The sequence below is a fragment of the Fibrobacter sp. UWH1 genome, from assembly GCF_002210365.1.
Lineage (GTDB): Bacteria > Fibrobacterota > Fibrobacteria > Fibrobacterales > Fibrobacteraceae > Fibrobacter.
In genome coordinates this window covers 16,574-40,488 of sequence record NZ_MWQG01000027.1, presented here as the reverse complement: position 1 = coordinate 40,488, position 23,915 = coordinate 16,574, and the positions used below count along the sequence as shown (strand labels likewise).

Below are 23,915 nucleotides of genomic sequence, written 5' to 3'. Positions count from 1 at the left end.
CTCCATGCAGAGTGGTTGTTTCCATTTTGGAAATAACCATAGATTCTTCCAGTTCACCTTCCTCAAAGATGTTCTTTAGGTGCTTACTAATTGCAGGAACACCAACTTCAAATAGCTCAGCCATGGCTTTTTGCGTAAGCCATAAGGTTTCGTTTTCAAGCTTCACCTCAAGATGCGAGGATCCGTCATCGGAAACATAGATTACTATTTCGCCTTTCTTATCAGCGGTATTCATTCAAACCTCCGTACTGCACAAAAATACACTAAAACAAAGGCTCTGTCAAGCCAGTATACACGGTCGGGGTGAGATTGTGTTCCCATTGTTTTCTTGCTGAATAATAACAGCAAGGTCGGATTAGGATATGTCAAGCCATTTCGTAAAAAATAGGCAATAGGGGTGCTGAAAAATTTTGAGTGACACCTACTGACATCCTGGATTATCTATATTCTTTATGTACATAAAGAGTTTTGCTCTTGTCCACGTTTGAAACTTCGACACTTTCATTACCAAAGGACAAGACGAACGCTCACGCCTGTCGCTTGGACAATCCAAGTGGCATCGTTTTGTTGCGTTGACTTTATTGAAAAGTTGACTTACATACGACCTTTTTGGGGCGTGGGTTGTTTGTGCTTATTTTGGTAGGGCAGTCGAAGGCCTCAAACGGATAGGTGCATTCAATTCCACGCCTTTTTCTTAATATCGTGGTTGAACACAGGATGAGAGCGACTCTTGTTGAGTTTGCTCTCGTTCCCGTTTGAAACTTCGACACTTTCATCGCCAAAGAACCAGACAAACGTTCGTTGACCTATGGTTGCATAGGCCATGCTATACCCTGGGCATACTGCATCCACTCGGCGCCCGGGAAATTCGCGCGTGTATCCACATGGGCGTTTACGGGCGTGTTGTATTCTTTTTGAAAATGTCACACTTTTGGATGAGAAGTGAGTTGGCTTCTTGTCTTGTTCGTCGGTGATTTAATCCATCTGCAAGGCTTGCGCCGCTCCTTTGAGGGTGAACTCGTTCACTTTCAACAAGGAGCGGTTCGATGGCATTTACCTTTATTGACTTATTTGCTGGTATTGGTGGCATTCGAATTCCATTTGATGAACTCGGTGGCAAGTGCGTATTCTCTTCGGAGTGGGATAGTCACGCCGCAAATACTTATCAAGTAAATTTTGGAGAGCGTCCTCATGGCGATATCACGAAAATCCATGAAAGCGATATTCCAAAACACGATATCCTGTTAGGAGGATTTCCTTGTCAAGCGTTCAGCATTATGGGAAAAATGCAAGGATTTGCGGATACGAGAGGAACAATGTTTTTTGAAATTGAACGCATTTTAAAATATCACAAACCCAAGGCGATATTGTTGGAAAATGTAAAACAACTGGTTGGTCATGACAAAGGTCGGACTTTCAAAGTGATTCAAGATCACCTCGCTGAATTAGGATATCATGTGAAGTGGAAAGTCTTGAATGCTCTTGATTTTGGCATTGCTCAACGAAGGGAAAGAGTAATAATAGTTGGGTTTAGAAATAAAAAATTTGCAAATAGAATGTCTCTAGATTTCGAACCAATTCCATATAACTTAAACGATATTCTAGAAAGCGAAGAGAATGTAAACCCATCACTCTTTGCGTCAAAACGAATAGTCGATAAAAGAAAGAAAAGCGTTGCGAAAAAAGATGTCTTTTTTCCTTCTGTATGGCACGAGAATAAGTCTGGAAATATCTCTGTCTTGCCTCACGCATGCGCTTTGCGTACAGGCGCTTCATACAATTATCAGTTGGTTAACGGCAATAGAAGATTCACAGAGAGGGAACTGCTCAGATTACAAGGATTTCCTGATACATATAAAATTGTTGGCTCTAATCAAGATGTGCGCAGACAAACTGGAAATGCAGTTTGCGTTAAAGTAATTAGAGCCGTTGCAATACGAATGCTGGAGATTTTGCATGCTTAAGCCCAAATTGAGAGATTCACATAAATTAGATTATTCGGAAGACTATCCTTTAAATGAAATTCCTGAAAGCGTAGTTACTAAAATTGGCGGCTACATGATCTATTTGCTTCATATAGGACGCAAAGATGTAAGCGGGACCGATTGGGGCGATGCTTTTGCGCAAGCAATTGGCGGAACACACTTGGACTCTCCACTAGGCATTGCTGATGTAGTGAAAAATAAGGTGGCGTGGTCTATGAAGACGGTCAAGTGTCTTAGAAATCCTTTTGATTGTACGAGTGTAAGGCTTATAAGTGGGCGTTGCTCTCCAGATTATTCGTATGGTATTACAGATCCTCACAAGGATGTTCAGGCAACAGGTCGTGCCGTTTTGAATATATGGAACGAACGGGTAAACATTGCGCAAGATGAATATTCTCAAATAAGAACGTCTGTATTGATCCGTAGCGAGGATTTACTTTCCTACACCTTGTATGAGACAGAAAATCACCGGTTTATACCTAGTAACTATAAGTGGAGCGTAAACAAAAACGGTAATCTCATAGGAACGGAAATTGCTACTAATCGTGATGTGTTTACATGGCAGCCACATGGGAGCCAGTTCACGATCTCAGAAAAAGTTCCCTCTAGCGCTGTTAAATTTAAAGTCAAACAACCTTCAGTGATATCGTATTCGGATGTGTTGGAACGGATTTATTTCGATGAAAATTGGGTAACTATTGTAAATGGAAGATAGACTTTGGCACATTCTTTCGATCCGTATAAAATGCGAAACTACCGTCGCAACGAAATTGCTCAATTCAAGTTGGCGGAAAATGTGAAGGAGCTTGTAAGAAAGAATCTGATCGAAGATATCTTAGACAGTTCCGTGACGAATGTTTAATCGTGTTATTTTACCAAAATATTCGAAAATAGTCTTTAATTATATTTTTTAACGTATGTTAAATACAATATTTCAATAAAATGTATTTAACTTATTGACGAAACAAACTTTTTGACGTATATTTAGGTTGGAGAAGGTGTTCTTCTCTCCAAGAAAAAAGGACCGGCCTGCAACTGCAATTGCTGGTCGGCCCCGTAAAGGACTTTGTAGCCCCTTTGAGTTTTGTAAAGCTACATAAATCCTTTGCTCTTGGCAATTTCATTTAACCGCCCGCAAGGGCAAAGGAGTCTGCAATGGCAGATTATGGACCTCTATTACCTGTAATCGGTTCTGGTGCACCGAGAGACACCATTTACACCCATGATTTCCGGCCTTCCCCTGGAGTTGGTGGGTTGGTTCCGTCCATTTCGTGGACTCGTAATTTGATGGAACAGGAAAAGCCGTCTTTTCAACAATACCTTCGCGCAATCAAGGATATCGACGCCGAGATCGTGCTACCTGGTTGGAAGAACTACATGGCGCGAGACAGAGCTTTGGAACAAATGCGTTTGTTGAGGTATTACGGCGGGTATCAAGGGATGAAGTGGGACCTGACCACCGGTTCTCCCAACAACCATCTGGATTCTTTAATACGAACGAAATACCCGCGCTATCCTAGGTATTTTTCTAAAGATGGTTTGTTTAGCAAACTTGAACTTCCAAAAGTCAATGCGCCCTTTGACGTCTCCCATTTTCATGCGACATTGAGCAAGTATCTTGACTGGCCTCAAAATCACCAATATATACGTCCTGATCTAGCTGGCTGGGCTGGTGACATGTTTACTTTTGCGCGAGATTTGAAGGACTTGCGTAGTAAGGGGTGGTTTAGCAATGACAGTTTATACAAACTGGCGGACCTTAGCATTGGTGAAAAGCTTGATGGTTTTAATCATAGTTTTGGACGTAGTGACTTCTACGCAGATGTTGACGCGCGGAACATCTCGACCTTAGTTGGACAAGGGCTGCCGTTGCATACTGCTGTTGAAAATTATTTTGAAAACGATCTTTACGGCCGCTTCGGCATGTTCGTGAATAGCTATGGCGGTTGGAAAAATTTTGAAAAACGCGTGCGTAGCTATAATTTTTTCCCAATGAACCCTTTGCTAGAATCTATCTTTATTGATGCCGCACAAAGGGCGTTTATCAACAAAGTTAGGGAAGGCTGTCTTCGTGAAATGGATTGCTTTTAAAATAATTCTTGCGATTGCAACACTTGTTTTTGTTGTAGAATTTATACTCTGGAGGAATCTTATTCCAGAGTATTTTTTCTCAGCATACGCAGACAAGGTAAATGTCGGTGACACGGAGATTGCAATTTTTGTTGATAAAGATTTTATCATGCAAAGTTTTCATGGGCATACCTATCGTTTTTATGTCTGGGTAAGAAAACAAAACTTTTTTTATTCGTTGTCGCACAGCGATTATTTAGATAAGTACTTTGAAGTTGATGTTGACAAAATCGTTCCTTATTATGTATCCATGTCAAAAGAGGAAACTGTAAAATTCGTTTATGTAAGCGAAGATCGTAGATACCCCAATCATCGAGATACCTATGCTTTGATTCAGGATGAAACTGGGGAAATTATAGCGCTAGACATTTTTGAAGAAAAGAACGATACGTTAAATACGATAGAAAGCAAGTGCCGTATAAGGATTCCTGAACGAGGTGCGTCTGTTCCGGCTGAAAGCGTCCAATTCGAAGAGGCGTCCTTAAAGGAAATCAAGCGAGTGATTAACCAATATACATTTAAGGAATTGGATTGCCTCGAATCGTTGGCCAAGGAACAGAAGAAAGGATTTTTATATTAACTGAAAAAAAATATGCTAACTGATAAATTCGCTATATCAAGTCTATCAACTCGTAAAAAACATATAAAGTATTACGTTTCTGATGATTGCTGAACACAAGGTTGAATTCAACGAGTTTATCTAACGCTCGATTGATGGCTGTGTTGGAAAGCCCAGTTTCTTTTGCAATCGACTTACTAGTATGTATAGGCATCTTGAAAAAGCACTCAAAAACCTGCTTTGCAATTTTCGAGGAGCACTTTTCGTCTATCACTTGAATACTGCGTGTGTACAACTTTTCAATCTTGACTATGTTCTCGCTATACTTGATACTTTGCTTATTGACAATGTCCAGAAAGAACTTCACCCATTCGTTCCAGGCGCCATTGCTACGAATATCGTTTAGCAACTTGTAGTATCTATACTTTTCTTTTTCAATAGCTTCGCTCAAGAACAGGTACAGTCTATCAATTTCGTGGGTGAAAAACAGATACAAGACTATAATCATTCTGCCAATACGTCCGTTGCCATCTTCAAAAGGATGAATCGTCTCGAATTGAGCGTGGATTAGCGCAGCATTTACGAGATTCCGCTGCGTTGGAGAAGAATTGTTCATGTAACTGATGAGATTGTCCATCAGTTTCTTGACATTTGACGGTGCTGGTGGCGTGAACGAAACATCCTTTGTAGCTTCGTCCTTGATATAATTTTGCTTTACTCGATACCTACCAGTGTTTTCCGAGGTTTTGTGCACGTTGCCACTAAGTAAAATCCGGTGCATTTCCAAAAGCATTTCTTCACTGAATCGTCCATCACGAATCAAATAAGAGAGGCCGCTATTCAAGGCATTAGTGTAATTGTCTAAATCCTTGTTACTTGTGCTCGTTTCATTTGTCGCCTTGTTTTCTAGGGATTCTTCAAGACTCGTGCAAGTTCCTTCCATGCTAGTTGAATGAAAATTTTCCTTCCAGAGCATGGATCGAGTACAAGATTCTTCAGCGATAGACCTTTTCAAAGCAGTTAGGTAAATGCCCATATGGGACGTGGCGTCAATAAGTTCGTCAAAATATTCACGCTTATCTAGCTTTTGTAGTGCAGATTCAATAAACTCAGCTTTAAAAGGTTCTTTCATAGTAAACACAAAAATACATAAAAATGTATTTTAAGAAAAGTGTACAAGTGTTCAGAAATTCACATAAAAAAGCGACCCTTTTCAGGATCGCTTTCACACTAACGGAAGACACATTTTTTCAGCTAATTACTACTCAGTTTCACCGTAAAGGCTTACCTTGTTATCTTCCTTGGTGGTGGTGTAACCCGCATCCACAGGGAGTTTTACGCCGGTGATGGCGCTGGCTTCGTCGCTTGCTAGGAAGTAAGCGGCAGCAGCGATTTCGGAAGGTTCGATCCAGCGATTCAAAAGGCTCTTGTCTTCGGCAGCCTTGCGAAGCTTAGGATCGGAGTAGTCGTACTTGATGGCCATTTCGGTCTTGGTATAGCCAGGTGCCACCGAGTTCACGCGAATACCGTACTTGCCCAAATGGAAGGCTGCGGTACGGGTAAGCCCGTCAACAGAGGACTTGGAAATTCCGTAACCGAACGGAGACCATTCTGCAAAGGATGCCACAAAGGAGGACACGTTCACGATGGCACCCTTAATCTTCTTTTCTACAAACACGCGGGAAACATGCTGAATCAAGTAGAGGCTTCCCCAGAGGTTCACATCTTCGGCCTGCTTAATCAGTTCCGGATCAAAGTTCAGGATATTCTTGCGGTGGCCTGTGATGCCGGCGTCATTGAACAGGGCGTCGATGCGGCCATACTTCTTTACCACTTCGGCGATGACTTCCTGGCCCTGCTTGTAGTTGGTCACGTCAAGTTCGTAGGCAGTAACGTCGTGACCTTCGGCAACAAGCTTTGCCACTTCTTCATCAAGTTCCTTCTTCTTGATATCGGTGGCGGCAACAGCCCAGCCTTCCTTCAAAAACTTTTTGACGCCTGCAAGACCAATACCCTGTGCAGCACCAGTAATAACGACAACTTTCTTTTCACTCATTTTTAAAATTCCTTTTTTGCCGACTTCATTCGGCCCGATTTCTGATTTTGAATATTTTGCCCGGCACCGTACCAGGTCTTTCGTCCTTAAGTTTTCATAACTACTTGCTTTGACCAAAACATCAAGGACTTTTGATATTTGAGCGAAGCAGTTATCTATTTTTCTGCATGCCTTTCGGCATTCGACAGTCACTACACATATAGGCTCCTTCGAATGCTTAGGTGAACTCGAAAACATTTTCCGATTCCCTATCAATCTTGTAGGAATAAAAATAGAAAACCCCTGCCTTCTGGCAAGGGATAGTTATAATACTATTTTTCTAGGGTTAGATATAGGTTTGTTTTATAACAGTTAAGCCTGATTGTGCCTTGTCATGACAAGAGCAAATACCGCGCTAATCAAGAAATTGCAAGGAATGAAAATTGTATCCAGTGTGGAAAAATTTCCGTACAATAGTTTTCCTACCACAATTACAGCCGTTGGCAAATAAAAGAGTTTTGTGCATTTAAAAAGCAAAGTAATTGGACCGACAACCATCATGAACCTAGCAAAGGTCAATGCCATTGTGATGTTCTCATTGCTGCCAAGGGATACCCAAAATCCTATTACGGTTAGAACTACTGTATTCGACACAAAGTAAGCGATTTGCGTCTTTTTGCTAAATTTTATTTTATCGCAAAACTTCAGGACGAGTGCAATCAACGCAATTGTTATAATCGGTAGAAGCAACAGTTCCGCATAGAAATCAAACCAGCACGCAATTATGACTATTATAGTCAAGGGAAACACGTCGTAACAGCATAAACAAAATAGCTTTTTTATGAATTTTTCATTTGCTTGACTAAATTTAACGATGCGTTTGCATACAAATTGCCAAGGAAGTCGAATAAAAAGTAAAAAACATAACAAAGAACCCGTCGTTAGAACAATCGACATAAATATGTCAGCCGATTCACATTCTCTGTTTAATCTGCTCATTAACAAAGCGCAGTATGCTGTTGCAAAAGTTGCAATGCCAACCCGAGATGCAAATAGTTCAGCGTCTTTGTTCATTGTTATTCAGCGAATAGAGATGGACACAGAGTGTATGTCGATATAAGTAATGCTCGAAGAAAATTGAGTAAAGGAGCACCTTCGTTGTAATTGTATTGTGACGGCGGATTTATCCAGGGTTTTTCTTGATACAGTCTTGCAACCCTTTTCCCGTAGTCATTTATTCGTCGGGCGGAAAGGTTGTTGTACAATGTCGCGATTTTTTCTATGTCAAGTCCTCCGACAGCATTTTGTAACTGTTTTAGATGCTTTGCTCCAGCATATATATTGTATTCAGGAATTCTTAACTGCTCTCTCGACCCAAAATTATCACCCCAAAATTGAGTGTTTATATTCATTGGTAAAATGGACTTGTTTATACTTTCAGGAATATAATTCGGAGTTAGGTTAAATGCCCCAAACACATTTGAAATGGCATTGTCGTAATAGCCATGAGTGGTCTCCATATAAACTATAGCTCTCAATAAATCCGGGTCTAAAGAATACTCCTTTGCTGCGGCCACAATCAGCGAATTGTACTTTTCGACTCCGTTTAATTGGTGAATTTCATTCCAAGGCATTTCGTTACTAGCAGATTTGTTGTCGCAAACTGGAAAATATACATTTGCTTTATTTTCCAAAATTGCCTGTTTTCTTTTTGCTGGATCATCAATGAATTCAACGAGCGAAGGCTTTCTAATGAATTTTAATGTATCTGCATCACTCCACTCATCAAAGTGAGAGTCGCTCCATTCACTCGCTAGACAACGATTTTTATAATTTTCGTATTCTTTTTTTGCTTCTGGCAACAGAGATATGTCGTAACCAAGTCCATTTTCGTCAACTACATTGATGTTTTGTAGAATTGTGTTAAAAAAATCCTTTTCCATGTAAGCCTCGTATTTTATTTTCAAGGAATATAAATAATTTTCCGAATATTTTTCTCCAGAATATCAAGGCGATTTATCTTTAAAAAAGAAATGAGGGGAGTTGTATCAGAAACAACAATCATTTCGATGAAGCCTCAATTTCTTCAAATACAGCTAATTCATCTTCGATTTCGGAAATATCCATGTCAATATACGGAATTCCCATATCGCCATAAATATCAATAAGCTTTCGCTTGGAAATTCCTCAAAGTTCAACAATCTTTAATATATCAAATTTTGAGGCAAAGAGCAAGTCGTACAATATATGTAGCAGCGCTACGGTCCCTTAAAGATAATATTCAAAGAACTCTGCGATTTGTATGTGCTTTTCAGCGGCAATGAGCTTCAGCAGGGACCCCGCAACGCCTGCGGCACCGATGTAGAATCCGGTGTAGCTGACGATTCGACTGGGGTTCACGCGATCCCAGGCTCCGTACCAGCTCAGGCCCGTTTCTTCCTCAAAAGATTCACCTAGCAAAACATCAGCAGAACGATGGGCCAGCTTCAGGTATTGAGCGTCTCCATAGGTTTTGTAGAGTGTTGCAAAGTATTCCAATGCGCCGGGGCCTCCGCAACAAATGCACTTGCTTCCCCAATAGCCCCAGGACTTGATTTCAGGAACACCAGCCTTAACAAGGCCTGCATACAAACGCTTCACCCACTGCAAATATTTTTCGTCATGAGTCAACTCATAAAGTTTCTTGAAGGGCAAACTCGCTCCGATAGGGCCGCCACACATACCTAAATAGAATTTGTCAAGGGGACCCTTTTCCGGATGATCCTGGTACGGGAACAACACAGAAGTTTTATCGCCAACTGCAATTCCTTCCAAATATTTAATCACGTCATCAGCCAGCTTTAAGTAATGCTTATCCTTGGTCGCTTCGTAAAGGGCAGCCCACAAGTAAGCCGTACCTGCCGAACCATGAGAGAAGTTTACATGCACGGCTCCCTTCTCGCCTTCCCCAACGCTTTCAAGATCATAAAGGTTGTAATAGGTTCCACCGTTTTTTGCAGGGCGACCAAACTTTTCAATGTAGGCACCAGCCTTCTTGGCGGTTTCCAGATAAATTTTCTTGCGGGTATCCTTGTAGACCTGCAGCAAATAGACGATGCCGCCAGCGTCACCCACGATGTCGCGGAAGTCGCTCCAGCGCAATCCATTTTCGTCTTCTATGGCGGCCTCTACAAATGTATTGGCTGTGCGGATTGCAAATTCGTAATAGCGATTGTCATTGGTTTCGCGATAAAGTGCGTAAACAAACTGACCTTCGCTAATGGGGCCAACCTTGTAACTAAAAGACCAACCGTTTACAGGGCCAGCAGCATTGCATTCCGGAGCAGAATTTTTCTTTGTTGAGGCTATACGCTTCTGAACCTTACGATAAAATTCAAGTCCGCGAGGATTGGCGAGAATGTATTCTGCAGCGGCCTTGGCTTCGTCAAGCCATTGCTCATCGCTAGTCACCTGGTACAAGCGCAAAAAGAAAAAGCCGATGCCGGCGGAACCCGCATAAAAACTGGTCTTGCCAACGAAAGGGTTGTCCTTATAGCCATTCTGACCATCTGGAAAAATTTTCCAGGTCTTGCCCACTTTTTCTTTCACTTCCAAGGATTGAATCCAGCGAGCGGCACCGATAGCGGCATCCAGATAATCATCAAGAGTATTTTTCTTCAGCAGACTTGTGGTTTTAAGTTTCATTAAAGAGCCTCCAAAGCTTTTTTTATGCGGTTCAAGGCTTCTTCTAAAATGCGGCGGGGGCAAGCCAGGTTCACGCGCTGGAAGCATTCTCCGGTTTTTCCAAAGAGGGTTCCGCTGTTGAGCCACAGGCGTGCCTTATTGCGAATCAAATCATCTACCTGCGTGGTGGAAAGCCCAGTGCCCTTGAAATCCAGCCATGCCAAGTAGGTGGCTTCCATAGGAACAAGCTTTACGCCGGGCAGATTTTCCTTGACGAACTTGTCCACAAAATCAATGTTTCCCTTCAGATATTTTTTCAAAGCTTCCAGCCATTCTTCGCCGTGTTCGTATGCGGCCTGGGCGGCAACCAACCCAGGAATCGTGACTTGGCTGTAACCGATGCCATCGATTTCCTTGCGGATGGTCTTGCGGACTTCGGGATTCTTGATAAAGGCGTGGGCGATCTGGAGGCCAGCCAGATTGAAAGTCTTTGTGGGAGACGTTACCGTAATGGAATTGTCCGCAAACTTTTCACCCAGGGAAGCGAACACGGTGTGGGTTCCTTCGAAAACGAAATCGTTATGGATTTCATCAGCGACAACGAACACATTATGCTTCAGGCAGATTTCACCAACGCGCAAAAGTTCTTCGCGGGTCCATACGCGGCAAACCGGATTGTGGGGGCTGCAAAGCAAAAACAACTTCACATTATTTTCCACAATCTTTCTTTCAAAATCTTCGAAGTCAATGTGATAGCGTCCATCTTCGCCGTAAACGAGATCGTTGCTGACAAGCTTGCGATCGTTCTGCAGAATCACATCCGGGAAATGCATATAGACCGGCTGCTGAATCAGCACAGCATCGCCCACTTTCGTAAAGGCCTTGATTGCCAAGGCCAGCACAATCATGACGCCTGGAGTCTTGATCACCCATCTGGGATCAAATTCAAAATTGTGACGGCGACGGTAAAAATTCTGAAGCGCCTTGAAGTATTCGGCCTTGGGTTCGGTGTAGCCAAAAATGCCATGTTCCACAGAGCGGATCAGAGCATCCTGAACAAAAGAGGACGTTCTAAAATCCATATCCGCAATCCACAGCGGCAACAAACCGTTAGAATCTTCGCCCGGTCTCAATGCACCACGTTCCACTGCAAAATCATACTTCAGGCAGTTGGTACCGCGACGATCCACAATCTCGTCAAAGTTTAAATTTCTCTCTTTCGTCATTTTTGAAATCCTCTTTTTCCGTACACATTTGTCATTGCGAGGAGCGCTAGCGACGTGACAATCTAAGCTAGATTCTGCTCCTTCGAACCTAATTCAACTAAGGAACTAAAGTTCCTAGTTTCATATATCGCTTCGCTCAGAATGACACTGACAAGCACCTCATTACATATAAGTCACTCAAAGCGAAGCGCCCTCATACCTCAAAGGCCGCAGGCCACCCTCACACCTCTAAACATAAGCGCCGTCGTTTCCAGAGTGCAACTCTACAATCGCATTTTCAAAATCCGCAATCAAGTCCTTCACATTTTCAGTTCCCACAGAAAGTCGCAACACACTGGGAGTAATCCCGTTCTTTTCCAAAATATCCCTAGGCACATCCGCATGAGTTTGGGTAATGGGATAAGTAATTAAGGATTCCACACCGCCCAAGCTTTCTGCAAACTGAATCAGTTTCACATTTTCCAAAATATACAAAGCCAATTCCCTGGATTCCACTTCAAAAGTAATCATGCTACCAAAACCAGACGCTTCTTCCTTCAAGATATCGTGGCCCGGATAATCTTCAAAGCCCGGATAATAAACCTTCTTCACATGCTTATTGTTGCGGAGCCACTGTGCAATTTCGCAGGCATTTTCTGCCTGGCGCTCCATGCGGATGGGCAACGTCTTGATGCCGCGAAGCAGAAGCCAGCTATCAAAAGGAGCCAATCCCGATCCCACCGTCTTGATATAGAAACGGAATTTTTCCGCAATATCCTGACGGCTCGTAGCAAGGAAGCCCGCCAAGGTATCATTATGACCGCACAAAAACTTGGTTCCGCTTTCCACAACGATATCCGCTCCCAACTTCAGCGGCTGCAAGAAATACGGCGAAAGGAAAGTGTTATCCACAATGCACAAGATTCCGTGAGTCTTCGCAATTCCCGCGATGCGACGAACAGAAACAATGTTCATCATGGGATTGGTGGGAGTTTCAAAATAAAGGGCCCTGGTATTGGGCTTAATAAAATTTTCAATATTGTCCTGAGCAAAATTTACACGGGTAATTTCTAGACCGTTTTTCTTGCTGACATTATCAAACAGACGAATGCTTCCGCCATATAGATCGGAGTCAATAATAATGTTGTCGCCCGGTTCAAAAATTTCAAAGAGGGCGGTAATGGCCGCCATGCCCGAAGAATAAGCAAGAGCATCTATACCACCTTCCAGCGAAGCTACAATCTTTTCAAGCTGTTCCCTGGTGGGATTTTGCAAGCGGCTATAATCAAAACCGGTAGACTTGCCAACGCCCCTGTGAGCGAAAGTTGCCGTCTGGTAAATGGGAAAACTGATGGATCCCGTAGAATCCTTGTCAAAACGTTTCAAATCACCGTGTATACATCGTGTTTCAATTCCTAAGCTCATGTTCGCGCACTCCTTTTTCGAATGGCCATTAACCTTTTATTTCCTAGTGTTTTAGTAGGATTATTCGCGAGACCAAATATAGAAGGCAGTTTTCAATTTGTCCAATACTTAATTTTTAGCGGTTTATATAAGATTTTTTTATACCGCAATACAAGAACGCATACCATAAAAAAACAACCGTCCCCCAAAGGGAACGGCCGCCTTTAACCAAATAGAAATTCTTGTCGGCTTTAACCCCAAACTTCTTCGGTAATCTCCTTCACCAAGGCAATCTTTGCCCACTGTTCTTCCACCGTCAACTTGTTGCCCACTTCGCAAGAGGCAAAACCGCACTGGGGGCTAAGAGACAGACGATCCAGCGGAATGTACTTTGCGGCTTCCTTGATGCGGGCGATAACAGCAGCCTTGTCTTCCAGCTGGGGGGTCTTGGAAGTAATCAAACCAAGGACAACCTTCTTGTCGGCACTCACCTTTGCCAAAGGCTCAAAACCACCAGAGCGTTCGTCATCATATTCCAGGTAGAGGGAGTCCACATTTTCGTTGGCGAAAACGTAATCCGCAACGGAATCGTAGGGGCCGCTAGTAAAATAGGTGGAGTGATAGTTTCCGCGACAGATGTGGGTATTGATAATCAAGTCTTCCGGCGCACCTTCCACAGACAAATTATTCACCAAAAGCAACTGCTTTTTCACATCTTCAAGATCCAGGCCAAGAGCCTTGTAACGCTGGGCAGCAGCATCGCCAACAATGGCGCCCCAGGTACAGTCATCCAGCTGGATCACGCGACAGCCGGCATCATAGAACTGACGGATCACGGCACGGTAAGCGTAAGCGATGTCCTGAATCAGCTCTTCGTTGGTGGGGTAAAACTTGCGGGTAGTCTCGATGTTCTGCGGAACAATCAGCTGCTGGAACAGCTGGGCCGGAGCCGGGAAAGTCTGCTTTGCCACATGGCCTTCAGATTCCAGGGACTTTACAAACCTAAAGTTCTCCACAAAGGGATGCGGTTTCGCCTTGATTTTCCCAACCAAAAAAGTGGCATCCAAATCGGCCACTTCACCGGCAAACTGAACGCCGCCGCCCACACGTTCGTGAGCCACGCCTTCAAATCCCCAGAAGAAATCCAAATGCCAGAACCTACGGTTGTATTCGCCATCGGTAATGTAATGGAGGCCAGCCTTCTTCTGCTTTTCGACCAGCTTCACAATTTCGGGGTTGACAATTTCGTTAAACTGCGTAAGGGTAATCTTACCTTCGTTAAAATCTGCACGAGCCTGCTTTACGGCTGCCGGGCGGAGAAAACTACCAACCACATCAAAATGGGTAATAAGAGTATTGTTCTGAGTCATTTGTCTTTCCTTTTCATGTTTTCGCGGAATCGTACCCGCGCCGCCTTCAAAGGCGGAAGTTATTTATGAACGGCGACAAATATAAAACAGGCAATATTACTTTGTCCAATACTTAATTTTTAGCACTTATTATAGATTTTTCCTATAATAGGACATATCAAATCAAAAAATTTATGACATATTTCTCCAAATTGGAATATATTTTTCTTACATTAATTGATACAAGTCGGACATTTTATTCTACATAAGTAACGTGAAACAGTTTCAATTTGAGTTTTCAGGTGTCGGCAAGCTCAAAAGAGAGCTCGATAAAATCAATCAGTGGCGAAAGTCCAAGGTGACCTCCGCTGTCGTTTTTAGTATCTACGCAGAAAACATTGACCAGGAGCAAATCGATCTCGCCTGCGAAATCATCGAGAGCGAAATGCCGGACGCTCAGTACCTCGGGTGTTCCACAAACGGAACCATCACCGAAGGCAGACTTTCGGACTCCCCCTTCGTAGTTGTCTGTACCATTTGCGAATACCCTTCTACCCAGGTACACCTACTGCAATATCCTCTATCGGAAGACAATGCACTGGATGCTATCGAGAACCTGAAAAAAGAATTGGAAAAACGTCCTTGGGTTAAAGCCATCGAATTACTGGCGACTATTCGCGGCATGTCCATGACTCCGTTCTGCGAGGCTTGCACTGAAATCAACCCAGACATTCAGATTTTTGGCGGTGGCGCATTCAACATAGACTTGAACAACGACAACGCCTGCGTATTCTCCAAGGCCAGGGGCTATTCAGAAAAAGGCGTCGTCTTCCTGCTTTGCGGAGGCGATGACTTAAACATTCACACCACACATATTACCGGCTGGAAACCCCTGGGTAGGGAATTCCTCGTGACCAAGGCAAACGGAAGCATCTTGCAGGAACTGGACGGCAAGCCGGCCTACGACGCCTACTACAAGTATCTGAACATTCCCAACAACGAGCATTTCTTCTACAACACCCTAGAATTTCCCTTCTTCTACAAACATCATGGAATCAACATCCTGAGAGCCCCCATCGCAAGTAACGCCGACGGGTCCCTCACCATGACTTCCAACATTGAAGAAAACGTCTACGCGAGAATTGCCTATGGCGATCCATGGACCATTCTTAACAGTATTGAAGAAGGTGGCCGCAAAATTGCGGAATTCCAACCTGAGATCCTAAAGGTTTTCTCTTGCGCCGCTCGCAGAACATTCTGGGGCAACGACGAAATCAGTAAAGAAACAGGTCCTTTCCAGAGCATCGCACCCACTTCGGGTTTCTACACTTCCGGCGAATTCCTTCGTACCGACAAGGATCTGATCCAGCATAACGTCACCCTAGTCATCGCCGCCATGCGCGAGGGCCCCATCGATGACAAGGCCCATTTCGAAATGGATTCCGAAAATTTCTCGGGCAAGGTTTCAATGATCAGCCGACTGGCAAAATTCATCGAAGCCGCTACAGCGGAACTGGCCGAAGCCAACCAGAAACTGGCAAAGATGGCTATCGAAGACAGCTTAACCAATCTCTGCAACCGTGCCGAAACCCAACGCAGAATCAGGGAAGCTCTGGAAGATTACAACAACACTGGCAAAAAGGTCAGTCTCATTATGATGGACATCGACAACTTCAAGATGGTCAACGACACCTACGGCCATAAGGAAGGAGACAACGTCATCCTCGGCCTTACAAAGGTCATCAAGGAAACCGTCGAAAAGAGCAACCCCGACGCTTCTTGCGGTCGCTGGGGCGGCGAAGAATTCATGTTAGTTCTTCCCGGCATCGATTGCCATAAAGCGGCAGAAATCGCAAACGAAATCAGGACATCCTTTGCAGCAATCTTGTTCCCCAAGGCACGACGAAAAACAATCAGTGTCGGCGTCGTAGAAGCACTGCGAGGCGAGAACGCCGACATGGTCTGTGTACGAGTCGATAGCGCTCTATACGAAGCAAAGAACAATGGCAAGAATCAGGTTTTTATCGGGTAATGGAGACACAAAATGAATACGCAAAAATTAGACGCTCTTTTTGAAGCTTACTCCATCGCCGCAGACGGCGCATACGTTTATGTATGCGACATCAAGAACGATTACTCCAAATGGTCCAAGGCCGCAGTTGACTACTTCGGCCTTCCCGGAGAATACATGGAAAGCGCAGGTCACATCTGGCTTGGCCACATCAGCCCCGACGACCGTGAAGATTTCGAAACCAGCATTGCAGACGTCTTTGAGGGTAGAGAAAAAAGTCACAACATCCAGTACCGAGCAATGGCCAAAGACGGCAAATACGTTCTTTGCACCTGCAGCGGAGTATCCATTCCCGACGATGACGGAACCCCGGCGTACTTCTGCGGAATCATCAAGAATCACGATTGCCTGAACTACACGGATTCCATCACAAATCTCCGCAGCCTTTACGGTTTCCTGGAAGATATCAAAGGCTGCCTTTGGAAAAAGCAGAAAATCAGCACCATCATAATCGGACTTGAGGATTTCTCCAGAGCAAACGACATCTACAACTACGCCTTCGGAAACAGAATCCTCCGCAAGTTCGGTTCTATCTTGCAGCAGGCATTCCGCGGTATGGGCACTACCTACCGTATGGACGGAACAAAGTTTGCCGTTATTTCCGAGAATTCCTCCATCGAGGAACTGAATACAGTCTACCGCGACGTGCAGGAATTGGTGGCACAGAACTTCTACGTGGCATCGGACCGTATCGCCCTTTCACTTTGCGCAGGGGCAGTTACTATTGCAGACTTTTCCGTTACCGCAGACACAGTCTATTCCTGCCTAAAATACGCCTTTGCGGAATCCAAGAACTCCCGCCATGGAGACCTGTATCTTTTCGAAGAAGCCCTGAACAACGATCAGAAGGACACTCTGAAAAGAATCAACTTCATTCGCAACTGCATCATCGACAACTGCAGCGGTTTCTACCTCTGTTACCAGCCCGTAGTTGACACAAAAACCGAAATATTGAAGGGAGCCGAAGCCCTGATCCGCTGGCGTAGCGACGTCTATGGCGTGGTTCCGCCGCTATCCTTCATTCCCGTTTTGGAACAGGACAGCCTCTTCCCAGAACTGGGCAAATGGATCCTGAGACAGGCCCTTATAGACTGCAAGAAAATTCTGATGGGCAATCCAGGTTTTATCATCAACGTGAACCTCTCTTACGCCCAGCTGGAAAAGGGTGATTTCGCCCAGGATGTCATAGACATTCTTGAAGAAACTCAGTTCCCTGCAGAAAACCTCTGCCTTGAAATTACAGAACGCTGCCGCCTGCTGAACATCAATCAGTTAAAGAAGATATTCAGCGCTCTCCGCAAAAAGGGCGTGCGCATCGCTTTGGACGATTTCGGCACAGGTTTCTCCTCGCTGGGAATTCTACGCGACCTTCCGGTGAACACCGTGAAAATCGACCGCGGCTACGTCATGAATATCGAAAATGACGCTAAGGATAGAAACACGGTAAAGTTCATCAGCGACCTTGCAAAATCCTTCTCTGCAGAAGTCTGCGCCGAGGGTATCGAAACCGAAGGTATGCGCAACGAACTTCGTGAACTCAACGTCACAAGCCTCCAGGGATACTACTATTCTAAGCCCATTGAAATCGGTGAATTCCTGAAAAAGTTTTGCAAGTAAGCACTTGTAAAAAACGAAGCAAAAAAACGCTAGGAAGCCAGGGCTTTCTAGCGTTTTTTGAACCTGCGGGCAGCAAGAAGCCCTGCCTCAAAAAGTAGATAAGTAGGCACACCTAGAATCAGTTGGCTGACAATGTCAGCACGAATCAGGGCGTACGTTACCAAAGGAAACTGGAACATACATCCAAAGGCAAGGGAGAGCCAAAGAGCAAGCGTCACAATATTGGAAACGCCAAAGATAGGCTGCAAAGTTTCACTTTGGAAACTCATGCCGAACTTTACAAGCAGCGGAAAACAAATCCCCAGGCAGAAAACCACACCGGCAATAAACAGCCCGCAAGTCATCCACACAATAGAGCGCACGAACCGCCGTTCATTTTCATAAAGGCCCGGCAGAACAAATTTCCAGAGGTTCCAGGCGATGCAGGGCGAACAGACAATATTCACAAATAACAAAAAAAAGCACCGGGACGCTGATGTGGCATCCCGGCGACTTTCACTTCTTTTTCAACTTTCGTTCGGTAGATCGGAGACGTTAAATTCGACAATTACGGAAGCTTATCATATTCCGCGTCAACGACAGGTTCCAACCATTCGTTACTCGCGCCTTCTTTCACATGAGTGTGGTAGGTCAAATGTTGGAACCAGGAATCCTTGGCAGCACCATGCCAGTGCTTCTTGCCTTCGGGAATAGCAACAACTGTACCCGGAGTCATTTCCAGAGGTTCCTTACCTTCTTCAACGTACCAGCCACGGCCAGAGACAGCGATCAGAACCTGGACCTGGTTATGATGCACATGCCAGTTGTTGCGGCAACGGGGTTCAAAAGTCACGTTGATGGGGCCACCATTTTCCGCATCCATAGGAGCCAAATAGCTTTTGCCGATAAAATACTTTGCAAAACCGTCGTTAGGAACACCGCGGGGCCACGGGGAATCACCGCCATACATTCCAGGAATCAGCTTGGCATCCTGCAATGTCATGGTAATGCTTTCCACCTGCTGTTCCGTAAGGCCCGCTTTAACAGCTCCAGCCTTGTGACTTGCCAACTGCGGATGAACACCGTCCATTCCGCTGAGAGCCGCCACAGTAACCAATTCTCGTTCCTGCATGGTCAAATTGTTGCGAGCAAAAATATCGCCGAACAAATGAGCCTTCAGGTAATAATCTGTTGCGGGGGCAAAGGCGTAATTGAATTTCCCGAAAAGTTTTGTTTGCACTTCAGTTCCCACTTTCAATGCATTGAAATTCTTGGGAAGCGGAGAAGCATCCTTACCTTCAACAGTTTTCTTGCCCTGTTCCTTACGCTGATCCAGAACTTTCTGCAAAGTTCCCAAAGCGTTTAGAGAACGGGGGAATCCGGTATAGGCGTAAAGCTGAGAAAGAGCTTCCTTGACCTGATTTACAGAGAGGCCATCATCAAGACCCTTGTTGATTGCTTTGCTAAGCTTTGCCAAGTCACCCTTGGCTTCCAAGCAAGCGATAATGGCCATGTCCTGCTGCTGAATGGTAAGAACGTTTTTCATGATTTGACCATAAGAAACACTTGCGAATGCAAGTGTTGCTAGAGAAGTGACGAACAATTTTTTCAGGATATTCATTGTTTACTTCAGGTTTTCGGTATAGAACTTTTCCAGCTTATCCCAGGGAATAAAGTTCTTGTTTTCGCCACCATCGTAAAGGTCCGTATGGTTAGCATCCTTGATGACAAGCAGTTCCTTGTTGGAGGGCACCGGGTTAGCCTTGATTCCTGCAGCGGGATTGCCTTCCACCATGTACTTGTAGGCATCCTTGCCGAAATAGAGGGAATGGGCCTTTTCGCCATGCATTACGAGAACAGCGCTGCGGATTTCATTGGTGTAACGGAGGAAGCGTGCGTTTGCATAAGCCTGAGTGCCAATAGCATTCCAGCCGTCATTGGAATTGCCGGAACGTTTGTGGTATCCGCGAGGAGTCTTGTAGTAGCCAAAATAATCCTTCACGAACTGGGGTGCATCAGCAGGGAGCGGGTCCACAACGCCACCGGCGCGAAGATGCTTGCCTTCAGCATAATCCTTGGCGCGCTGGGCGGCGATAGCCTGGCGAGCCTTGTAACGAGCCTCTTCGTTATCTTCGGAATCGTAGTAACCGTTTCCGCCCACACGAGTCATGTCGTACATGGTAACTGCTGTAGTTGCCTTGATGCGGGTGTCTGCTGCGGCAGCATTCAAGCCGATTCCGCCCCATCCGCAAATACCGATAATGCCGATGCGGTTGGCGTCCACATTTTCCTGAGCTTCCAGGAAATCAACAGCAGCAAGGAAGTCTTCTGTATTGATGTCTGGAGACGCTGTACGGCGAGGCATGCCGCCACTTTCGCCTGTAAAGCTGGGGTCAAAGGCAATAGTCAAGAAACCTCGTTCAGCCATAGTCTGTGCATAAAGACCGCTGGACTGTTCCTTGATGGCACCGAAAGGACCAGAAACAGCGATGGCAGGGAACTTGCCGTTTGCAGCCAACTTGGCATCCTTAGGAATGTACATGTCGGCAGCCAAGGTAATGCCGAAGTTATTGACGAAGGTGACCTTCTTGTGATCCACCTTTTCGCTCTTGGGGAATACCTTATCCCATTCCTGGGTCAGTTCCAGTTTTTCAACTTGTTGCATAGTAGTCTCGTTTGCAGAATAGTTAATGGTATTTTTCTGAGCGGCCGCAGATTCATTTGCCTTATCGCAATTTGTCTTGTCACAGCAGGCGGTGAAAAGTGTGGCGCTCAGCGCAAGGCCGGCAGCAACCTTAAGAGTATTATTAATCATGATTGTTCCTTATTTTGAAAAGGTGATTTTGACATTGCCGCTTCCCAACGCTTTGGAAAGGCCCGTAGTATCTTTAAGTTTCCCGATGGGGGTATAGCTATAGCCCCCTGCGTCTCCATAGAAAAGGACAAGGCAATCGTTACCATAAAGCATCAAATTTCCTGCAAGGACCTTGTCAAAGTACTTGGCATTTGTGGGGAGCTCTACGCCATAATGGTATTTTTCATTTCCATGAAGTTCATTCATGTCAAGAGTCAGAGGCAATTTCGAAAGGAACGCCTTACCCGTTTCTGAATTCTCGATTATGGCGACAAAGGAAACTTCGCCAACCGAGACTTTAATATTGCTGTTAGCAATCTCATTCGTCTCCATCTTTTCAGTTGTCGGAGCAGATGCCGAACTGCAACCCATTAGAAAAAATAGAGCCAGAATCCCGATGAACCTTTTCATGGTTAAACTTCCTTGATTTTCCTTGCAGGTACCCCTGCCACCACTGTTCTTGGGGCCACATTTTTTGTGACCACCGCCCCGGCAGCAACTATGGCTCCAGCGCCAATCCTTACGCCCGGCAAAATAATGGCACCGGCACCAATCCATACATTTTCTTCAATATGAATCGGTTTGAAAACCATATCCCCACGATGTTCAGGATCGGAATTGTGGTTTATGGTGCAAAGGGTAACATTGTGACCGATCAAGGCTCCGTCACCAATGTAGATGCCGCCTTGGTCCTGGAACTTGCAGCCAGAATTAATGAACACATTCTCGCCGATAAAGGTATTCTTGCCGCAATCCGTATTGAAAGGCGGGAACATGCCGAAATTCTTGGGCAAATCAATTTCCCAAAGTTCAGAAAGCAGTTGATGGAGTTTTTCAGGTTCGTTGTAAACACCATTGATTTTCGCAGTAATGCGCATGGCCTGCTGTGAAAACAGGTGCATTGCCTGGTGAACATCGGAGCCAGCAACCACAGGCTTGCCAGACTCCATATAATTTCGGAACTCTTCTACGGTCATGGTCTAAATTTAGCCATGAATTTCACAAATAACCAATACTTTGTTTTCATACCGAACTATAACTTTTAGTTATATTTGAAGTATGGAACTACGTCATCTCCGCTATTTTCTCGCTGTCGCCCATGAACAGAACTTTACAGCGGCAGCAAATCTTATGTGCGTTTCGCAGCCCGCACTTTCCAAGCAGATCAAAGATCTTGAGGAAGAAATCGGCACGCCACTTTTTATCCGCGGTTCAAAAATAGTCCAGCTTACAGATGCGGGGCTGTTCCTGAAACAGCGCGCCGAAGATATTCTGGAATTATCCAACAGAACCCTCACAGAATTGAAGGCGGACGAAGCTGAAATTACCGGAGAAATCAATGTGGTATGTGGCGAAATAGAAGGCGTATCCTTCGTTGCACAGGCAATCAAGAAAATGAATCGTCGCTACCCGAAGGTAAAATTTAACATGACTACTGGCGACGAAGAAACTGTACGCTACCAGTTGGACAAAGGCATCGCTGATTTCGGCATGTTTGTGGACTTGACAGTTCTTCCGAATTATAAATGTATTTCCGTGCCCATTGCGTCTCCTTGGGGTGTTATGACCTGGAAAGGGAACCGCCTTGCAAAAAAGAAGTTCGCCACCCCGAAAGATCTACTGAACATGCCTCTGATTCTTTCGCGACAGATGCGGAACAATAACACACTCGCCACCTGGCTGGGCTACAGCACTGATAAACTGAACGTAGTAGGCACCAACGACATGCTTTACAACGCATCGAAATTGACCGAAGCCGAAGTCGCCAGCGTCATCACTATTGACGGAATCATAAACACAAGAGGCACGAAACTTTGCTTTGTTCCCTTCAAGCCCCTGTTCCCCATCAAGGTCGCCGTCGCCTGGAAAAAGAACCGCATCGCCACCAAGGCCTGCGAAAAGTTCCTGGAAATCCTGCGAGAGATGGAACAGAAACCTATAAGTCGTGGATTTTTCACAAAATCCCCTTGACCTAGAGCTAACTCTAGGTGCTATATTGTAGGGTACATAAGGAGACTTTATGGGTTATTCTATTGGTGAAGTGACAAAGAAAACAGGGCTTTCGGTCCATACGTTACGTTATTATGAAAAGGAAGGTCTGCTGCCTTTCGTAACGAAAAACAGTTCCGGCATTCGAGTATATTCAGACTCAGATTTGCAATGGCTTTCCATGATTGAATGTCTCAAGAAGTCTGGCCTGCAGATCAAGGAAATCCGCCAGTACATCGAATGGTATCGCAAGGGGGATTCCACCCTCAAGCAGCGCCTGGATCTTTTCGTGAAGCGCCGCATCGCATTGGAAGCGGAGATGGAGCGTTTGAATACGGTCATGAACAAGATCCGTTTTAAGGAAATCCTATACACTGAGGCAGTGAAGTTGGGAAGTCTTGACGCCGCCGAACAGCAAAAGAAAATACAACAACTGAAGAAAAAGCTGTTTGATTCGCCGGGTGATTTCGACAAGGTCATGCAGGAAACGGCATAGAGGTTTTTATGAAAAAATTCATCATCGCTTTAATTCTAGGAGTATTTGGAATGGCAACAGCAAATGCAAAGACCGCAGTAGTTTACTTCAGCGCTACCGGCACCACCAAGAAAGTGGCAGAGACAACCGCCAAGGCCGTAGGTGGCGACTTATTCGAAGTGGTACCTGAACAGGCTTACACTTCTGCAGACTTAAATTGGAATGACAAGAAGTCCCGTTCCACAAAGGAAAGCAACGATCCCAAGAGCCGCCCGGCCATCAAGAACAAGATTGACTTGGCTGGTTACGACACCGTTATTTTGGCATACCCCATTTGGTGGGGCCTGGCACCCAAAATCATGTACACGTTCGTTGAAAGCCAGAGCTTCGAAAAGAAGAATGTCATTGGCATTTGCACCAGTGGCGGCAGCGGTTTCGGCCAGAGTGGCAAGGACTTGAGTGCTCACGCGAAGGGCGCCATTTACAAAGGCGGCAAGGAATTCAACCACGGCTCCGAAGCAGAAATCAAGAAGTTCGTGGAAGGACTGCTGAAGTAAGGTTCGTCGCCGAATGGGTCGCGGAATGTTCGTCGCGACGGAA

Annotated in this window: 23 protein-coding genes and 1 pseudogene; 10 read left to right on the top strand and 14 right to left on the bottom strand. The window is 45.0% G+C overall.

The window, feature by feature from the left end:
• Positions 1 to 235: pseudogene (locus tag B7992_RS11975) on the bottom strand (cytochrome C biogenesis protein CycH); the annotation flags it as partial.
• An 811-nt stretch (positions 236 to 1,046) separates the two neighbouring features.
• Here B7992_RS11975 and dcm point away from each other — a divergent pair.
• The 5 genes from dcm to B7992_RS11955 all read left to right on the top strand — a co-directional run bounded on the left by dcm (position 1,047) and on the right by B7992_RS11955 (position 4,695).
• Positions 1,047 to 1,964, top strand: a complete 918-nt coding sequence (gene dcm, locus B7992_RS11970; protein WP_088666376.1) for a DNA (cytosine-5-)-methyltransferase — start codon at positions 1,047 to 1,049, stop codon at positions 1,962 to 1,964.
• Positions 1,957 to 2,700, top strand: coding sequence for a hypothetical protein (locus tag B7992_RS11965; protein WP_088666375.1), 744 nt, complete (start codon positions 1,957 to 1,959; stop codon positions 2,698 to 2,700). Before dcm ends, B7992_RS11965 begins: the two co-directional genes overlap by 8 nt.
• A 3-nt stretch (positions 2,701 to 2,703) precedes the next feature.
• A complete protein-coding gene (locus tag B7992_RS16730; protein ID WP_176421939.1) occupies positions 2,704 to 2,847 on the top strand; it encodes a hypothetical protein in 144 nt (47 codons plus the stop codon).
• A gap of 293 nt (positions 2,848 to 3,140) precedes the next feature.
• The gene (locus tag B7992_RS11960) at positions 3,141 to 4,076 is read left to right on the top strand and encodes a hypothetical protein (RefSeq protein ID WP_073160095.1); all 936 of its coding nucleotides are present in this window, start codon (positions 3,141 to 3,143) and stop codon (positions 4,074 to 4,076) included.
• Positions 4,057 to 4,695 carry a hypothetical protein gene (locus B7992_RS11955; protein ID WP_088666374.1) on the top strand — a complete coding sequence of 213 codons (639 nt, stop codon included), beginning with the start codon at positions 4,057 to 4,059 and terminating at the stop codon, positions 4,693 to 4,695. The genes B7992_RS11960 and B7992_RS11955 overlap by 20 nt, the downstream gene beginning before the upstream one ends.
• A gap of 31 nt (positions 4,696 to 4,726) precedes the next feature.
• Here the strand turns inward: B7992_RS11955 and B7992_RS11950 are convergent, their stop codons facing one another.
• From B7992_RS11950 to B7992_RS11915, 8 genes are all read right to left on the bottom strand, one after another.
• Complete coding sequence (locus B7992_RS11950) at positions 4,727 to 5,806, bottom strand: Fic family protein (RefSeq protein WP_073160091.1); 1,080 nt, start codon at positions 5,804 to 5,806, stop codon at positions 4,727 to 4,729.
• Between the two features lie 129 nt (positions 5,807 to 5,935).
• Complete coding sequence (locus B7992_RS11945; RefSeq protein WP_088666373.1) at positions 5,936 to 6,730, bottom strand: SDR family NAD(P)-dependent oxidoreductase; 795 nt, start codon at positions 6,728 to 6,730, stop codon at positions 5,936 to 5,938.
• Positions 6,731 to 7,081: 351 nt separating this feature from the next.
• On the bottom strand, positions 7,082 to 7,783 hold the full coding sequence (locus B7992_RS11940) for a hypothetical protein (RefSeq protein ID WP_073160087.1): 702 nt from the start codon (positions 7,781 to 7,783) through the stop codon (positions 7,082 to 7,084).
• A gap of 2 nt (positions 7,784 to 7,785) precedes the next feature.
• Positions 7,786 to 8,652 carry a transglycosylase SLT domain-containing protein gene (locus tag B7992_RS11935; protein WP_139258392.1) on the bottom strand — a complete coding sequence of 289 codons (867 nt, stop codon included), beginning with the start codon at positions 8,650 to 8,652 and terminating at the stop codon, positions 7,786 to 7,788.
• 325 nt (positions 8,653 to 8,977) lie between these two features.
• Entirely contained in the window at positions 8,978 to 10,393 is a 1,416-nt protein-coding gene (locus B7992_RS11930; RefSeq protein ID WP_176421938.1) for a lanthionine synthetase LanC family protein, read from the bottom strand.
• The gene (locus B7992_RS11925) at positions 10,393 to 11,598 is read right to left on the bottom strand and encodes a MalY/PatB family protein (RefSeq protein WP_088666371.1); all 1,206 of its coding nucleotides are present in this window, start codon (positions 11,596 to 11,598) and stop codon (positions 10,393 to 10,395) included. The genes B7992_RS11930 and B7992_RS11925 overlap by 1 nt, the downstream gene beginning before the upstream one ends.
• Before the next feature lie 228 nt (positions 11,599 to 11,826).
• Positions 11,827 to 13,002: a PLP-dependent aspartate aminotransferase family protein gene (locus tag B7992_RS11920; protein ID WP_088666370.1), complete on the bottom strand. Its 1,176-nt coding sequence runs from the start codon at positions 13,000 to 13,002 to the stop codon at positions 11,827 to 11,829.
• Between the two features lie 230 nt (positions 13,003 to 13,232).
• Positions 13,233 to 14,351, bottom strand: a complete 1,119-nt coding sequence (locus tag B7992_RS11915) for a 5-methyltetrahydropteroyltriglutamate--homocysteine S-methyltransferase (protein WP_073160082.1) — start codon at positions 14,349 to 14,351, stop codon at positions 13,233 to 13,235.
• Between the two features lie 253 nt (positions 14,352 to 14,604).
• Between B7992_RS11915 and B7992_RS11910 the strand changes: the two genes are divergently transcribed.
• Both B7992_RS11910 and B7992_RS11905 read left to right on the top strand, forming a co-directional pair.
• Positions 14,605 to 16,362, top strand: coding sequence for a diguanylate cyclase (locus B7992_RS11910; RefSeq protein ID WP_088666369.1), 1,758 nt, complete (start codon positions 14,605 to 14,607; stop codon positions 16,360 to 16,362).
• A gap of 12 nt (positions 16,363 to 16,374) precedes the next feature.
• A complete protein-coding gene (locus tag B7992_RS11905) occupies positions 16,375 to 18,018 on the top strand; it encodes an EAL domain-containing protein (RefSeq protein ID WP_073160080.1) in 1,644 nt (547 codons plus the stop codon).
• Positions 18,019 to 18,065: 47 nt separating this feature from the next.
• Here B7992_RS11905 and B7992_RS11900 read toward each other — a convergent pair whose 3' ends face one another.
• From B7992_RS11900 to B7992_RS17295, 5 genes are all read right to left on the bottom strand, one after another.
• Entirely contained in the window at positions 18,066 to 18,464 is a 399-nt protein-coding gene (locus tag B7992_RS11900) for a twin-arginine translocase subunit TatC (RefSeq protein ID WP_254917698.1), read from the bottom strand.
• Positions 18,465 to 18,565: 101 nt separating this feature from the next.
• Complete coding sequence (locus tag B7992_RS11895; protein ID WP_217897610.1) at positions 18,566 to 19,543, bottom strand: carboxymuconolactone decarboxylase family protein; 978 nt, start codon at positions 19,541 to 19,543, stop codon at positions 18,566 to 18,568.
• Between the two features lie 78 nt (positions 19,544 to 19,621).
• The gene (locus tag B7992_RS11890) at positions 19,622 to 20,662 is read right to left on the bottom strand and encodes an alpha/beta hydrolase (protein WP_088666381.1); all 1,041 of its coding nucleotides are present in this window, start codon (positions 20,660 to 20,662) and stop codon (positions 19,622 to 19,624) included.
• Positions 20,663 to 20,821: 159 nt separating this feature from the next.
• The gene (locus B7992_RS11885; protein ID WP_088666366.1) at positions 20,822 to 21,262 is read right to left on the bottom strand and encodes a cyclophilin-like fold protein; all 441 of its coding nucleotides are present in this window, start codon (positions 21,260 to 21,262) and stop codon (positions 20,822 to 20,824) included.
• 2 nt (positions 21,263 to 21,264) lie between these two features.
• The gene (locus tag B7992_RS17295) at positions 21,265 to 21,828 is read right to left on the bottom strand and encodes a DapH/DapD/GlmU-related protein (RefSeq protein WP_088666365.1); all 564 of its coding nucleotides are present in this window, start codon (positions 21,826 to 21,828) and stop codon (positions 21,265 to 21,267) included.
• An 82-nt stretch (positions 21,829 to 21,910) separates the two neighbouring features.
• Between B7992_RS17295 and B7992_RS11875 the strand changes: the two genes are divergently transcribed.
• The 3 genes from B7992_RS11875 to B7992_RS11865 are packed head-to-tail and all read left to right on the top strand — an operon-like array spanning position 21,911 to position 23,872.
• Positions 21,911 to 22,822: a LysR family transcriptional regulator gene (locus B7992_RS11875; protein ID WP_088666364.1), complete on the top strand. Its 912-nt coding sequence runs from the start codon at positions 21,911 to 21,913 to the stop codon at positions 22,820 to 22,822.
• A 49-nt stretch (positions 22,823 to 22,871) separates the two neighbouring features.
• The gene (locus B7992_RS11870; RefSeq protein ID WP_073160072.1) at positions 22,872 to 23,336 is read left to right on the top strand and encodes a MerR family transcriptional regulator; all 465 of its coding nucleotides are present in this window, start codon (positions 22,872 to 22,874) and stop codon (positions 23,334 to 23,336) included.
• Positions 23,337 to 23,386: 50 nt separating this feature from the next.
• Positions 23,387 to 23,872, top strand: a complete 486-nt coding sequence (locus B7992_RS11865) for a flavodoxin (RefSeq protein ID WP_199174018.1) — start codon at positions 23,387 to 23,389, stop codon at positions 23,870 to 23,872.
• Positions 23,873 to 23,915 lie beyond the last annotated feature (43 nt).

Coding starts and splice junctions, on each gene's coding strand:
- dcm (WP_088666376.1), top strand. CDS start 1,047: ATGGCATTTACCTTTATTGACTTATTTGCTGGTATTGGTGGCATTCGA.
- B7992_RS11965 (WP_088666375.1), top strand. CDS start 1,957: ATGCTTAAGCCCAAATTGAGAGATTCACATAAATTAGATTATTCGGAA.
- B7992_RS11960 (WP_073160095.1), top strand. CDS start 3,141: ATGGCAGATTATGGACCTCTATTACCTGTAATCGGTTCTGGTGCACCG.
- B7992_RS11950 (WP_073160091.1), bottom strand. CDS start 5,806: ATGAAAGAACCTTTTAAAGCTGAGTTTATTGAATCTGCACTACAAAAG.
- B7992_RS11945 (WP_088666373.1), bottom strand. CDS start 6,730: ATGAGTGAAAAGAAAGTTGTCGTTATTACTGGTGCTGCACAGGGTATT.
- B7992_RS11940 (WP_073160087.1), bottom strand. CDS start 7,783: ATGAACAAAGACGCTGAACTATTTGCATCTCGGGTTGGCATTGCAACT.
- B7992_RS11935 (WP_139258392.1), bottom strand. CDS start 8,652: ATGGAAAAGGATTTTTTTAACACAATTCTACAAAACATCAATGTAGTT.
- B7992_RS11930 (WP_176421938.1), bottom strand. CDS start 10,393: ATGAAACTTAAAACCACAAGTCTGCTGAAGAAAAATACTCTTGATGAT.
- B7992_RS11925 (WP_088666371.1), bottom strand. CDS start 11,598: ATGACGAAAGAGAGAAATTTAAACTTTGACGAGATTGTGGATCGTCGC.
- B7992_RS11920 (WP_088666370.1), bottom strand. CDS start 13,002: ATGAGCTTAGGAATTGAAACACGATGTATACACGGTGATTTGAAACGT.
- B7992_RS11915 (WP_073160082.1), bottom strand. CDS start 14,351: ATGACTCAGAACAATACTCTTATTACCCATTTTGATGTGGTTGGTAGT.
- B7992_RS11905 (WP_073160080.1), top strand. CDS start 16,375: ATGAATACGCAAAAATTAGACGCTCTTTTTGAAGCTTACTCCATCGCC.
- B7992_RS11895 (WP_217897610.1), bottom strand. CDS start 19,543: ATGAAAAACGTTCTTACCATTCAGCAGCAGGACATGGCCATTATCGCT.
- B7992_RS11890 (WP_088666381.1), bottom strand. CDS start 20,662: ATGCAACAAGTTGAAAAACTGGAACTGACCCAGGAATGGGATAAGGTA.
- B7992_RS11885 (WP_088666366.1), bottom strand. CDS start 21,262: ATGAAAAGGTTCATCGGGATTCTGGCTCTATTTTTTCTAATGGGTTGC.
- B7992_RS17295 (WP_088666365.1), bottom strand. CDS start 21,828: ATGACCGTAGAAGAGTTCCGAAATTATATGGAGTCTGGCAAGCCTGTG.
- B7992_RS11875 (WP_088666364.1), top strand. CDS start 21,911: ATGGAACTACGTCATCTCCGCTATTTTCTCGCTGTCGCCCATGAACAG.
- B7992_RS11870 (WP_073160072.1), top strand. CDS start 22,872: ATGGGTTATTCTATTGGTGAAGTGACAAAGAAAACAGGGCTTTCGGTC.
- B7992_RS11865 (WP_199174018.1), top strand. CDS start 23,387: ATGGCAACAGCAAATGCAAAGACCGCAGTAGTTTACTTCAGCGCTACC.